Here is a 13646-nt window from a genome sequence, read left to right as displayed (position 1 = left end):
CTCCAGATAAAACAGTATTGAGTCCATCATATCAGATGGACTCTTTTTTTACTGTCTACCTATAGGGGATAATACCAGTCTCATCGTTGAGACTGGCTCTTTTTTTACTCTATTAAACTACTGAAAAATAACATAGTAAATGAAATTATATCAACGATTTTTCAAATATATCTATCGTAACCTACAATATATCAACGATTTTTCGAATATATCTATCGTAACTTATAATATATCAACGATTCGACAAGAGATATCGATTTACCGACAAATTTTGACGTTAAAAGTACTTTAATATTAAAAAGGCGGTCCAAAATTTGGAACGCCCCCTATCTTCCCTATTCCACACAAGTAAACTGCGTCCAAGCTCCTACATAATCTAGTAAGAATAACTCCTCTTCCGCAATTGTACCGACGATATTTTTCCGTTCATCTATCGGCATTTCTTTCAGAATGATTTGCAGTTCACCTTTATACTTACCAAATGAATTGTTTCCAATTACAACTTGCCCTCTTTCCTGCAGCACACTTTCACGCACTGGGAAGTCATAATCTTTGTACTTTTTACGTACTTCTGTAGAACGTACCATATACTCTGTTATGTCGCCGCGCCTTACGTGTAATTCTTGCAGCGTAGCTCTCTTCTCTACTTCAGTCGCTTCGTCTACAAAGTGCACTTTTAGCTGTAACATGTAGCGATTTAAGTTTCCTAGTTTCTCTAACTCTTCCTCACTCGCATAAGCATTTCCGATAATGACATCATCAATTAACCCTGTTGCCCATAAATGCTTCGCTTGTACTTCAATTGGTAAATTACGATGCTCTTCTAATGTACATAATCCATCGTTAATATCCCATGGACCGATGTTTGCGACATGTGATGTAATAAAGGCTGCACTGCGAATACCATGCTTTTTAAAGCGTTCACTACAGCGAATGAAATAATCGTATGGAAGACCAGTGAATTTTTGCGGATAAAAATTATGGCAACCAATTAAAGCTGATTTATTCGCTTGATGCGAAAGAATATTTTCTAAGTACGCAATATCGTTACTTACATTTAACTCAATTTTTAAACCGTACGGATTATTCGTCATTTTCGCTTCCGTTAATCCGTCAAAACCTACATCTAAACGAATACCGTCTGCGCCTAATTCTGCGAAAAATGATAGATCGCTATAACTAATACCAAGCTGATCAAACACAGCTGGAGCTACATCTAAAATAACTTCCATATTGTTATCTTTTGCGTGATTGATAATCTCTTTAAATTCAGCTACAATTTCTTCTTTCGGACGATTCACAGATAACAAACAAGTAAATATTCTTGAGAAACCGTGTCGTGCCGCTGCGGAAATATAAGCCATATCTTTTTCTTTCGTTGAATGTTCTGGATAAAGTGAAATTCCTAATTTACGCTCCATGCTTTTGCATCTCCTTCACACGTTGTATTAATGCCATGCTCGTAAATCTATATTTTGCAGATAAACACGTTGCACATAAAATTGTCGGTACAATAATTACGTACGGTGATTGCAATCCTAACATTACATATGCACCCATTGAACAACCGATAAATAAAACTGATACTAGTAGTAACACTAATAAAGATTTACTTTGTACCCATTTCGAATAATGGGCAATACACTGTCCGACCACAAATGTAATTAAGATGATAATTGCTCCGAGCATTCTGTTTTCTCCTCTCCTGCTAATTGTTGTTTCTCATACATTTTGAAGAATGGATAGTAAATAACGAATGAGATGACAAAGTTAACAAGTACAAGTACACCAGCCATAATTGTCCAGTCCGTACTAATTACCGCTGCAATTGGTGCTAACATCGTAAATGGCAGTTTCGCCATCATAAGTGGAATCATACCTGAAACAACTGCAAAATATGATACTGTCGTTGTCACTAACGGTGTAATAACGAACGGAATAATTAGAATTGGGTTCATTACAATCGGTGCCCCAAAAATAATTGGTTCGTTAATATTGAATAAACCTGGTACGAATGATAATCTACCTAACTCTTTTAGGAACTTAGATTTAGAGAACATAAACATAATTACTAAAGCTAACGTTGAGCCTGATCCGCCAATCCATACGAACCATTGAATAAATTGCTCTGTAAATAAGTTTGGTAACTGATGTGCATTTCCTGTAGCCGTGAATACTTCCATATTTTCAAGAATTGCTGAATCCCACATCGGACGAATAATTGGTCCTAAAATCGCTGGTCCATGTATACCGAATGACCAGAAAAACACGATTAAGAATACTGTTAATAAACCACCGAATAAATTATTTCCTACTAATACTGATTTTAATGGTGCGATTAAATATGTGATCGTTGTATTCACATCAAATTTCAAACCGTAGCGAATGCCCCAGAATAAAAGAATAACTGCTAATGTTGGAATTAATGCTGCAAACGAATTTGAAACTGCTGGTGGTACACTATCTGGTAATTTAATCGAGATATTATGCTTAATCATAAAATGATAAATTTCTACTGCAATTAATGCTGTAACAATTGCGCCGAATAAAGACGTTGCACTTAATGTTCCTACTGAAATATATCTCCCTGCATCAATAACACCTGGTACAGCTTTCGTAATTTGAATTGGTTCAACTGATGCTAGTAAAAAGGCGAGTACAGATAATAACCCTGCACTTAACTGATTGAGCTGATAAAAGTTCGCGAGCGAAGCCCCTACACCAAACGCTGCGTATAATGCCATTAGTCCTACTGTAAATCGAAATGGAATATCTAAAATATGACGAAACGGTGCGATCCATTCCATATATGCATCAATTGGTAAATTTAAAAAGATAACAAAAAATGATCCGACGATCGTTAACGGTAATGTAGAAATAACCCCGTTTCGAATTGCTAATAAATGTCGTTGTCCTGCAATTCTTTGCGTTGTTGGCATAATCTTTTGTTCCATAAAACTCATAAACCCATTCATCAATAGCCCTCCTCTTTCTCTCTACTATAAAAGAACGAAATAAACTTTATAACATTATAATGTTTATATTTGAAAAGATATAATTATGCTAAAACTAATTGTTCTGCTTGCTTAAGCACCTTCAAACCATCACACATGCCATAATCTCGTTGGTCTATAATCGCAACTGGTATATTGTATGAATTTGCAAGAAACTCTACAGCTGGGAATAAATATTTCACCTGTGGGCCAATTAAAACGACATCGGCTTCCTTAATTTCAAGCTTCACTAGTTCTGAATCAACTGCCTTAATTTTATAATTCTTCCCCTGTTTCTTTGCCTCTTCTTGCATTTTTCTTACGACCATACTCGTTGACATACCTGCTGCACAACATAATAAAATGTACATCTTATACGGTCACTTTCTCTTCTACTCGTTTATGAAGAGCAATAAATTCTTCAGCCAGTTCTTTCACTGTAATTGCATTCATTAAATGATCTTGTGCGTGCACCAACAGTAAACTAATTTCTGCATGATTTCCTCTTGCCTCTTCTTGAATTAAATCCGTTTGAATACGATGCGCTGCTGAAATTTCCTCACTAGCAAGTTTCATCTTTTCACCGGCATTCCCAAAATCTCCTTGTCTTGCAAAAGCAATTGCTTCAAGCGCCGCACTTCTCGCATTGCCACCATGTAAAATTAACGCAAATGGAGTTTGCATATCAGCCATTTTAAATTCCCCCAAGCTATATGTTTTCTATATTTCCATCTTATTATGAAAACGCATACAATTAAACATAAAAAACTTCCGTTATGTAACGGAAGTTTTTATATACTTTTTCAAAATGATAATAAAATCTCTTGAAAATCTTCAATTACCTCGGTCTGAGTAAGTTTCTCTATCGTAGTTTGACTAGACATAATATCATATAAAAAATCATAAAGCCTTTGCAAATCTTCATTATTATTGCGCTTTACACTAAATAAAATAATTACTTGTACTTTTTTATCTCCCCAATCAACAGCCTTTTCAAGTGTGCAAAACATCAAAAAAGTTTCCTCACTTAATAACTGCATCGGATGCGGAATCGCAACTGAATTCCCAACCGCTGTCGGAGACGTATTTTCTCTTTCCATAACAGAAGCATAAAAGTTTTCTGGTACATAGCGTTTCTCAGCAGCTTTCTCACATAAAAACTGAATAACATCCTCTTTCGTAGAAGCACTATAATTTAAAAAGATTAAATCTTCCTTAATATAAGGCTGCACACTAGTATTCACATGCGTAAACAACCGCTGACCAATCGATTTAATCTCTTTATCATCAAATATTGAATTCACTTTTATAACTGGAACAGGCAAGCCACTCGGTATATGAATCGTACTAATAATACAATCTATTTTTTCTTTATAAAGATCTTCTACTTTCAATTGATAATAGCCTGTAATACCTACAATCTCTAATTTATCTCGGAACTGTGATAAAATTTTATATTTTAATAGTTGGGCACTTCCTTGACCAGTCGCACAAACTAATAAGCATCTTTTCTTTTGATTTTGCTCCTGCAAACGGCTCATAGCTCCACCGAAGTGAATTGCAATATAACCAATTTCACTTTCAGGGATCGATTCACCCGTATATTCACCAATGATATCTCCAACGAGAACCGCAATTTCAAAAGCATACGGATAATTCTTTTTCACTTCTGCCAAAAGAGGATTTCTCGTATTTAACTTATACTTCAAACGATTTAATAACGTTTTTAAATGAATACCAAATCCAAATAATAATTCTTCATCATAATAAAAAATAAGATTCCGTTCTTCCGCTACTTTAAAAAGAATATGTTGCATAAATGCATATATATCTTTCCCTAATAGCTCTTCTATATTTTCATAGCGATTTCTCGTTGTAACAGCAGTACTTAATAAATGCATCGTCACATATAATACTTCTTCTTCTGGAAATGAAAATTTTAACGCTTTCTCTAAATCTCCTAAAATCTGCTTCGCAATTGTATATTCTTTCTTTATTATAAGTTCTGATTGCTCCGCATGCAGTCCTTTCATATAATGTTGACTTTGACAACGCTTTAATGCGATTGCAATATGAATGACTAAATTATCAATTTCTATATCAGATAAATATATTGTTCCGCCTTCAATATACTTTAATATAATTGAACGAATGAGTGATATATGCGGTAGCGATAAATATGTCTCCGTCTGCTCAAATTGCTCATGAAACGGAGTATGGTCATAACGCGGTAAACCATATTGTGATAAACAAGAACGAATATTAAATTCCTCTCCAACAATACGTATACCATAATACGGTCTCTTCTCAATTTGTAATTTATAGCGACCACATATATCTGTAACATCTTTCATAATTAAATTGACCGTTGATTTGCTCACATACATCTCTTCCGCTAATTCTGAAAGCTTCACATATCCCTCTGTCATTAAAACACGCTGCAGAATGTACGCTATTCTTTCTTCATAAGAAGTTGGGATCTTTTCCGTCTGTTTTTGAAATAGACTCACACAAAAGTCTTCAAATTTCTTCTTTTGTATAATTTCTAATTCGTACCCAGTCCCTCTTTACGATTCGATTTTCGCTCCGTTTTCTTCCAATATATCATTTAATAATTTTATATCCTTTTGAATCGTCTTCGTCGATACATGTAAACGGCCCGCTAAAAAAGCTCGATTTAACATCGATTTCTCTTCTAAAAATTCCTCTAAAATAGAAATTAATCGCTGATGCACCTTTGTCATAGCTCTTCCTCTCGCTCTTTATATATAAAGGGGGAAAAGCTGCTGAAATCAGTAGTTTTTCCCCTTTATATTCTCTCTATTTCTTTAATGTAAATCCGAATTTATCCCATGCTTGTAAATAGTCTAGTAAGAAAATCTCTTCTTCTACAATTCGACCAACTACATTTGTTTTTCCTGTATTCACCATATCTTTTAATGCAATTTGTAATTCGCCTTTATACTGACCATATTGTTCATTATCAATTAATAAATCCCCACGCTTAATTTCACGCGTATTATGAGGTTTAAACTCTTCTTTTTTATATTTCACACGACTTTGTGTAGAACGAATCATATATTCAGATACATCTCCGCGATAAAAATGTGGTTCGTTTAATACGATAATTCTTTCTAGTTCTGTCGTTGTATCATATATTTCTATCTCAAATGTTTGTTTCTCTTTATTTAATGCACCTAGTGCTTGTAATTCTTCTTCTGACGCATATGCGTTTGCAATAATAACATCATCAATTAATTCCGTCGCGAATAAATGTTTCGCCTGTGTTGTCATCGGTAATTCACGATGCTGCTCTAATGTACATAACCCTTCTGTTACTGGCCAAGGTCCGTATGTTGCATCAAATGATGAAATAAAAGCAGCCGTTCTCATACCGTAATCTTTAAATTGTTTCGAGCATTTAATGAAATGATCGTATGATAACCCTGAATAACGATGCGGATAAAAATTATGACAACCAATTAAATTTTCACGATTTGGTCTATGACTCATAATGTTATCTACATACTTCGTACCATTGCTCATATTAATCTCAATTTTCAAACCATACGGATTATAAGTCATAATTGATTCTTCTAATCCTGAAAAACCAACATCTAAACGAATACCGTACGCACCCAATTCATGGAAGAATGATAAATCATTATACGAAATACCTAATTGTTCAAAAACAGATGGACTAATATCCACTAATACTTGGAACCCTAATGCATTCGCATGTGAGATCGTTTCTTTAAATTCTTCAATAATTTTCTCTTTTTCTCCATCCACAGATAATAAACATGTGAACACACGTGTAAACCCATATTTACTTGCTAATGTTAAATACTCCTTATCTTTCTCTACTGTTGAATGTTCTGGATAAATAGAAATACCTAATCGTCTCATATGTACACGCCTCTTTCTTCATCATATTGTAAACCTTTTCAAATATATGTATTGAAAAAGTATATATCCCCTTCTTGTTCACTACTCCTTTGAATCCGCTTTCTTTAAAGAAAAAACAATTTCTATCATTCTTAACACCTACAAGTCTATACATCTATACTTTACATCTTTTTTTCATAGTTGTGTAGCCTTTACACAAATTTGTCAGTTTTTCACCTTAAAAATTGTTATCCGTTTTCAAGACACCTTCCTTGACTGTTGCATTGGCCAATACATATACTCGAAAGAAAAGAGAAAATTTTATATAGGGGATGAATATATGGGAGAAGCAATACTCGTAAAACGAGAACCGTTATGGACAAAAGAGTTTGTTGCTTTAATTTTTGCAAACTTATGTATGTTTTTAGGGTTTCAAATGTTAATTCCAACCTTACCTGTTTATGTGAAAGAAATTGGTGGCACAAGTTCAAATATCGGATTTGTTGTCGGCATGTTTACCGTTGCGGCACTTTTTGTTAGACCGCTAACTGGGAACGCCTTGCAAAAATTCAATAAAAAAATCATTTTAATGATCGGTACTGCTATCTGTTTACTCGCTATGGGCAGTTACCTTTTCGCCTCAACTATTTTTCTCTTGCTTGCTGTTCGTATTTTGCACGGAGCTGGTTTCGGTATTACAACGACTACATATGGAACTGTCGTTTCTGATTTAATTCCCTCAGCTCGCCGCGGAGAAGGCATGGGATATTTTGGTCTTTCTGGAACACTTGCAATGGCCCTCGGTCCACTTATCGGACTATGGCTTATGCAAACATATAACTTCACAATTCTTTTTTTATGTGCATTATCGTGCACAATTGTTTCATTAATATTAACGAAACTACTTCAAATCCAAAAAACGAAACAGCCTCCACAACAATCATCTAGTACTTTTCTCGATGGATTTATTGAGCGTAAAGCTTTACTTCCTTCATTATTAATATTATGTATTACATTAATGTACGGAGGAATCGGAAGTTTTATCACACTATTTGCTACAGAAGTCGGCATAGCTGATATTAGTCTCTTCTTTTTATGTAACGCACTAGCAATCGCTGTGACTCGTCCATTCTCTGGAAAGCTATATGATGCGAAAGGCCATACATTCGTCATCATTCCGGGAGTTATTATAACGTTTACAGGTATTATTTTATTGTCGTATACGACGACAATTCCGAGCTTAATTATTGCTGCAGCATGTTACGGAAGTGGTTTTGGAGCGATCCAACCTGCACTACAAGCATGGATGATTGACCGCGTAGCACCGCATCGACGCGGCGTAGCAACTGCTACATTCTTCTCCGCATTTGACCTTGGAATCGGCGCTGGAGCGATTATCTTTGGATTTATTGCTCACTTTACAAACTATGCAACTGTATATCGTTACTCCTCTCTATTACTTATTGCTTTTCTCTTCATTTACATTACAAGCATAAGAAAACAAAAGCATGGCGATAAAAACACGGAAAAAGCTGCTGGATAATTCAGTGGCTTTTTTATCATGTTAAAAGAATTGTTTTCCCTCATTTTGCTGTTCTAAAACTACATGCATTTCCCTACATATTTTTTTAACGTTCATCAAAAAATATACGATGAACTTGCAGACGCTTTCCTTAATATTCGACTGAACAACATTATTCTAAAAAGTGTGATTTCTTTACAAAATTAAGATTTATACAAGATAAAAACCAATGAAATGCAGTTGTTTCTTTAAGGGATTGTAAACTTTTATTCCCTTTGTAAATTTAGTGTAAATTTTACTAGCAAACCGTTTACAGTGACTCAAGGTTCAGTTAATAATTACATCGTACATGAAATTTAAGGAGTGGAATGCGTGGAATATAATGTTCAAGATATGATCTTCCAGTTCATTGGTGGATTAGGTATTTTCTTATTCGGGATTAAATACATGGGCGATGGACTGCAACAAGCAGCTGGAGATCGTCTTCGCGATATTCTAGATCGTTTTACAACAAACCCACTTATGGGTGTACTAGCAGGTATGTTAGTTACTGTATTAATCCAATCCAGTTCAGGAACAACCGCTTTAACAGTCGGACTTGTAAGTGCCGGATTTATGACATTAAGACAAGCAATCGGTGTTATTATGGGTGCAAACATCGGTACGACGGTTACTGCATTTATTATCGGAATTAAAATCGGAGAATATGCTCTTCCAATTATGGCAGTTGGAGCAATCTTACTATTCTTCTTTAAAAATAAAAAAGTACATTCTTTAGGTCAAGTTATATTCGGTTTTGGTATGTTATTCTTCGGTTTAGAATTAATGAGCACAGGTATGAAACCTCTTCGCTCTTTAGAATCATTCCAAGAATTAACAGTTAGCATGAGTGATAATCCAATTTTAGGTATTGTTGTTGGTACAGTCTTTACTTTAATTGTACAAAGTTCAAGTGCAACAATCGGTATTTTACAAGAACTATTCGGTCAAGGTGCAATCGATTTACAAGCTGCCCTTCCTGTATTGTTTGGTGATAACATCGGTACAACAATTACAGCTGTATTAGCAGCAATCGGTACTTCAATTGCTGCAAGACGCGCAGCATTAGTTCACGTTATCTTTAATATCGTCGGTACAATCATCTTTACAATTTTATTAATACCTTTTACAAATTTAATTCTATACTTCCAAACGTCATTAAACTTGAATCCAGAAATGACAATTGCATTTGCACATGGAACGTTTAACGTTACGAATACTATTATTCAATTCCCGTTCATTGCAGTATTAGCATGGATTGTAACAAAAATTATTCGCGGGGAAGATGCAGCTATTGACTTCAAACCGCAACATTTAAATCCAATCTTTATTGAACAATCTCCTGCTATCGCATTAACAGAAGCACAAAAAGAGATTATTCGTATGGCTGAGTTTTCATTACATGGATTAAAAGAAGCAAACCAATTTTTAAACACACAAGATAAAAAACACGCTGACATGGCTACTCAATTAGAAGGAGCTATTAACAATTTAGATAAAAAAATTACCGAGTATTTAGTTTTACTATCAGAAAAACCACTTTCACCTACGGATTCTGAAAAACATTCCGTTTTAGCAGGTGTTGTTGGAGATATTGAACGTGTCGGTGATCATGTAGAAAACCTTGTAGAACTTGTAGATTTCCAAATTTCAAACCGTGTTTCACTATCAGATGAAGCATTAGCTGAATTAAACGAAATGCTAGAATTAACTATTTCAACACTGCAAGACTCAGTTGAAGCTTTAACAAACTTCGATACTGAACTAGCTCAAACTGTTATTGCCAAAGAACGCAAAATCGACCAAATGGAACGTGTTCTTCGTAAACGTCACGTATTACGTCTAAACGAACGCAGCTGTTCAGGTGATGCAAGTATCATCTTCGTCGATATGGTAAGTAACTTAGAGCGCATTGGCGATCACGCTGTAAATATCGCTGACGGTGTTTTAGGTGAACAAGGAAAAATCAATCTAAAACAATCATTATAATAAGAAAGAGACGCTAACTTAAGCGTCTCTTTTTTCATTATATTTTAACAACTGTTCTTCCTTTTAACTTTCCTTGCAATATAAGTGCAAAATTCTTCTCTAATTCTTCTAATGTACATTCTTCTGTATAAGATAGTAACTCTTTATTTCCCCATTCTTTCGCTAAAAGCGTCCAAACATCTCTTCTCACATCTACTGGGCATTGCACGGAATCTATCCCTAAAAGGCTTATACCTCGTAAAATAAACGGATATACCGTTGTTTGTAGTTCCTGGCCTGCCACATTACCGCATGTCGTTACACAACCACCATACTTTACTGTTTTTAAAGCTGTTTCTAGCATATGTCCACCTACAGTATCGATAACTCCCGCGTATATCCCTTTTAACATCGGTCTTCCTGATTCATCATTCAATTCCGCGCGATGAATCACCTTTTTCGCTCCTAGACGTAGTAGCATATCTTCCTCTTCCATTTTTCCTGTCGCTCCTACTACGTTAAACCCTAGCTTACTTAATATACTAACAGCTACACTCCCTACGCCGCCTGTAGCACCCGTTACTAAAACATCTCCCATACTAGGCTTGACTCCTGCTCCAATAAGCTTATATACCGACAAAGCCGCAGTAAAACCTGCTGTCCCATACATCATACTTTCCTTTAATGACATTCCTTCCGGTAAAGGCACGACCCAAGATGATGGCACGCGAATATATTCTCCGAAACCACCAGAGGTATTCATACCTAAGTCATATCCCGTTACAATAACTTGATCTCCTGCTTTAATGGTAGCATCTTCACTACTCACAACCACTCCTGCAGCATCAATTCCTGGCGTATGAGGATATGTTCTCGTAACACCCTTATTACCAGTAGCTGAAAGAGCATCTTTATAATTTAATGAAGAATAATGAACTCGTATGAATACGTCTCCCTCAGGTAAACTACTTACTTCTCTCTCAACAACTTTTCTTACAAACTGATGATTTTCCTTTTCGTTCACAACGATTGCTCGGAATGATGTATGATTCATTATGCTCTCTCCTTTATCCGTCAAATTCTTCTTTATTATATAGAAGAAATAAGTAAGCTTACTCATCTCTTCTTGGCTATATTTCAACAAATCTTACTTCTCTATCACTTTCTCACAATACATATTTTCATTTCTACTAAAACAACTTATACTTATTCTACATCTAAAAAATATAATATAGAAAATCTGACTTTTTATAAATATATTGAATTTTTACGAAATGTAAATGTTTTGTAATGTTTTTTTTCGCTAAATTTCATTATAATAAGTGGATATGAGTGTCGTATTTCAATCCAAATGAAGGAGTACAGGAAATGGAGCAAAACCCATCTTTGCAAGAAAATACACGCAATAAACCGAAAAAAAATAAGAAAAAAATAAAAATTATTATAAGCGCTATACTATTCGTTTTATTAATAGGCGGCGGTTATACTTGGTTTTTAGTAAATAAAGCATCTTCTGCTGTTCGAAATGCCGCACACGATTTAGCACGCGGTGATAAATCTGATTTACGTGATAAGGCTGTAAAACCTATTACAAACAATGTCTCTGTTTTAATAATGGGTGTTGATGAAAGCGATATCCGAGGAAAAGAATATGGTGAAGCTATAAGAACAGACGCGCTTTTACTTGCAACATTTAATAAAGATAGCAAAACTGTTAAACTATTAAGTATCCCACGTGACACATATACTTATATTCCAATAGAAAAGAAAAAAGATAAAATTACACACGCTCATGCATTCGGTTCTGCTAAAAACGGAAAAAATGGTGGACCACAAGCAAGCATTGATGCAGTTGAAAAATTAATGAATGTTCCTGTCGATTATTTTGTGAAATTTAACTTTAAATCATTTATAAAAATCGTCGATGACTTGGGCGGTGTTGAAGTTGATGTACCAGTTGAATTTACTGAGCAAGATAGCAATGATAATGCTGAGGCAATTCACCTAGAAAAAGGTGTTCAAAAGTTAAATGGCGAAGAAGCTCTTGCTCTTGCTAGAACAAGACACATCGATAGTGATGCAATGCGTGGACAACGTCAACAACTCGTTATCGAGGCTATTTTAAAGAAACTAACAAGTGTTGGTTCTGTAACAAAAGTTGGCAACATCATTGATGATATTAACGGACAATTCGTTACAAACTTAACATTTGATGATATGCTTTCATTCTATAAATATGGATCGGATTCGGAAATTGAGAAATTACAAATCCAAGGTGATGATTGCTATATGGCAAAAGGTGACGATACTTGTAGCAAATCTGCTGGTGGTGGTCGAACTTACTACTACAATCCAGATAAAAAAGAATTAGCTAATGTTACAAATGAACTTCGTACTCATCTTGGACTACCTGCATATACAAAGTCTGACTCAGACTCTGATTCGAAAAAGACAAAAGAATCTAAGTCTGAAAATAAGAACGAGCACAAATCAAGCAAAAATGAAAATAATAGTGAAGATACAGAAACATCATCTAATGACAATGAATAATATAGAAGCGGTTCTCTAGGGAGGTAGAGAACCGCTTCTTTTTATTCTTCCAAATAAAAAAATCAGAACTTTCTAACTATCTTTTTTAATATTTTTAAATTATAATAAATAGTAGCAATCTATTCCAATTATCAGGGGGCTCATACATATGAAAGCTGCAGTAAAACATAACATCTCAGATTTTAAAGACTACTTAAAATCCAACGATATATACATGGAAGAAAATATAGATGAAAATGATGGCTCTGTTCATTTTTCAGTAGGATTAGAGACTGAAGCTGGCGCAAAAATTCAACTTATCGCTGCTTTCCAAAACGAACATCCTACGGTGGATATATACTGCTTCAATGTTGCTCACGTACCTGATGCAACATCAACAAATGATATTTTACATGTCATCAATGAATTAAATACATCTTATCGCTTTGCAAAATTCACATTAAACAAGCAAAATGCAATTGATATTTCAACATCTCTTGCATTCTCAGAGCCAAACTTTAATCCAGCACTTGTCTTTGAACATACGAGAATGCTATATAAATTAGCGAATGACGAATATAAAAACTTAATGAAAGTTATTTGGGCATAAATAAAAGGATGGGCTGCAAGTAATCTGTACCCTTTGTAAAGGACATTTTAAAAAAAGTTAGGCGGCATCAAGAAGATGATTTCTGTATTCGACAGGA

The 13646-nt window shown here is 34.8% G+C and carries 11 protein-coding genes and 1 pseudogene; 4 read left to right on the top strand and 8 right to left on the bottom strand.

What is annotated here, in order from left to right:
* Positions 1 to 335: 335 nt before the first annotated feature.
* From ACS2QP_RS27070 to ACS2QP_RS27040, 7 genes and pseudogenes are all read right to left on the bottom strand, one after another.
* Complete coding sequence (locus tag ACS2QP_RS27070) at positions 336 to 1421, bottom strand: DUF871 domain-containing protein (RefSeq protein WP_000440054.1); 1086 nt, start codon at positions 1419 to 1421, stop codon at positions 336 to 338.
* Positions 1411 to 1689 (bottom strand): hypothetical protein, encoded by a 279-nt coding sequence (locus tag ACS2QP_RS27065; protein ID WP_000900048.1) that lies wholly within the window; start codon positions 1687 to 1689, stop codon positions 1411 to 1413. Before ACS2QP_RS27065 ends, ACS2QP_RS27070 begins: the two co-directional genes overlap by 11 nt.
* Positions 1665 to 2975, bottom strand: coding sequence for a PTS sugar transporter subunit IIC (locus tag ACS2QP_RS27060; protein ID WP_001013065.1), 1311 nt, complete (start codon positions 2973 to 2975; stop codon positions 1665 to 1667). The genes ACS2QP_RS27065 and ACS2QP_RS27060 overlap by 25 nt, the downstream gene beginning before the upstream one ends.
* 83 nt (positions 2976 to 3058) lie before the next feature.
* Positions 3059 to 3364 carry a PTS sugar transporter subunit IIB gene (locus tag ACS2QP_RS27055; protein WP_000275642.1) on the bottom strand — a complete coding sequence of 102 codons (306 nt, stop codon included), beginning with the start codon at positions 3362 to 3364 and terminating at the stop codon, positions 3059 to 3061.
* A gap of 1 nt (position 3365) precedes the next feature.
* Positions 3366 to 3686: a PTS lactose/cellobiose transporter subunit IIA gene (locus tag ACS2QP_RS27050; RefSeq protein ID WP_000774631.1), complete on the bottom strand. Its 321-nt coding sequence runs from the start codon at positions 3684 to 3686 to the stop codon at positions 3366 to 3368.
* A 110-nt stretch (positions 3687 to 3796) separates the two neighbouring features.
* Positions 3797 to 5737, bottom strand: a pseudogene (locus ACS2QP_RS27045) (BglG family transcription antiterminator).
* Positions 5738 to 5813: 76 nt separating this feature from the next.
* Positions 5814 to 6902, bottom strand: a complete 1089-nt coding sequence (locus ACS2QP_RS27040; RefSeq protein ID WP_061456817.1) for a DUF871 domain-containing protein — start codon at positions 6900 to 6902, stop codon at positions 5814 to 5816.
* A gap of 319 nt (positions 6903 to 7221) precedes the next feature.
* Here ACS2QP_RS27040 and ACS2QP_RS27035 point away from each other — a divergent pair, with 319 nt between their 5' ends.
* Entirely contained in the window at positions 7222 to 8424 is a 1203-nt protein-coding gene (locus ACS2QP_RS27035; protein ID WP_000503245.1) for an MFS transporter, read from the top strand.
* Positions 8425 to 8775: 351 nt separating this feature from the next.
* Entirely contained in the window at positions 8776 to 10431 is a 1656-nt protein-coding gene (locus ACS2QP_RS27030; protein WP_000456252.1) for a Na/Pi cotransporter family protein, read from the top strand.
* Positions 10432 to 10468: 37 nt separating this feature from the next.
* Here ACS2QP_RS27030 and ACS2QP_RS27025 read toward each other — a convergent pair whose 3' ends face one another.
* Entirely contained in the window at positions 10469 to 11464 is a 996-nt protein-coding gene (locus ACS2QP_RS27025) for a YhdH/YhfP family quinone oxidoreductase (protein WP_438883007.1), read from the bottom strand.
* A gap of 314 nt (positions 11465 to 11778) precedes the next feature.
* Between ACS2QP_RS27025 and ACS2QP_RS27020 the strand changes: the two genes are divergently transcribed.
* Together ACS2QP_RS27020 and ACS2QP_RS27015 are read left to right on the top strand one after the other, a co-directional pair.
* Entirely contained in the window at positions 11779 to 12960 is a 1182-nt protein-coding gene (locus tag ACS2QP_RS27020; RefSeq protein WP_000437389.1) for an LCP family protein, read from the top strand.
* Between the two features lie 148 nt (positions 12961 to 13108).
* On the top strand, positions 13109 to 13549 hold the full coding sequence (locus ACS2QP_RS27015) for a hypothetical protein (protein ID WP_000642362.1): 441 nt from the start codon (positions 13109 to 13111) through the stop codon (positions 13547 to 13549).
* Positions 13550 to 13646 lie beyond the last annotated feature (97 nt).

This window comes from Bacillus cereus group sp. Bce019 (genome assembly GCF_051781745.1).
In the GTDB taxonomy this organism is placed as follows: domain Bacteria; phylum Bacillota; class Bacilli; order Bacillales; family Bacillaceae_G; genus Bacillus_A; species Bacillus_A cereus.
Note: the sequence above shows the minus strand (reverse complement) of the source record. Positions and strands in the feature narration are given on the sequence as shown.

Bases quoted from the DNA above. Each gene is read 5' to 3' on its own strand.
- ACS2QP_RS27040 (WP_061456817.1), bottom strand. From the start codon at position 6,902: ATGAGACGATTAGGTATTTCTATTTATCCAGAACATTCAACAGTAGAG.
- ACS2QP_RS27050 (WP_000774631.1), bottom strand. From the start codon at position 3,686: ATGGCTGATATGCAAACTCCATTTGCGTTAATTTTACATGGTGGCAAT.
- ACS2QP_RS27025 (WP_438883007.1), bottom strand. From the start codon at position 11,464: ATGAATCATACATCATTCCGAGCAATCGTTGTGAACGAAAAGGAAAAT.
- ACS2QP_RS27035 (WP_000503245.1), top strand. From the start codon at position 7,222: ATGGGAGAAGCAATACTCGTAAAACGAGAACCGTTATGGACAAAAGAG.
- ACS2QP_RS27055 (WP_000275642.1), bottom strand. From the start codon at position 3,364: ATGTACATTTTATTATGTTGTGCAGCAGGTATGTCAACGAGTATGGTC.
- ACS2QP_RS27015 (WP_000642362.1), top strand. From the start codon at position 13,109: ATGAAAGCTGCAGTAAAACATAACATCTCAGATTTTAAAGACTACTTA.
- ACS2QP_RS27020 (WP_000437389.1), top strand. From the start codon at position 11,779: ATGGAGCAAAACCCATCTTTGCAAGAAAATACACGCAATAAACCGAAA.
- ACS2QP_RS27065 (WP_000900048.1), bottom strand. From the start codon at position 1,689: ATGCTCGGAGCAATTATCATCTTAATTACATTTGTGGTCGGACAGTGT.
- ACS2QP_RS27070 (WP_000440054.1), bottom strand. From the start codon at position 1,421: ATGGAGCGTAAATTAGGAATTTCACTTTATCCAGAACATTCAACGAAA.
- ACS2QP_RS27060 (WP_001013065.1), bottom strand. From the start codon at position 2,975: ATGAATGGGTTTATGAGTTTTATGGAACAAAAGATTATGCCAACAACG.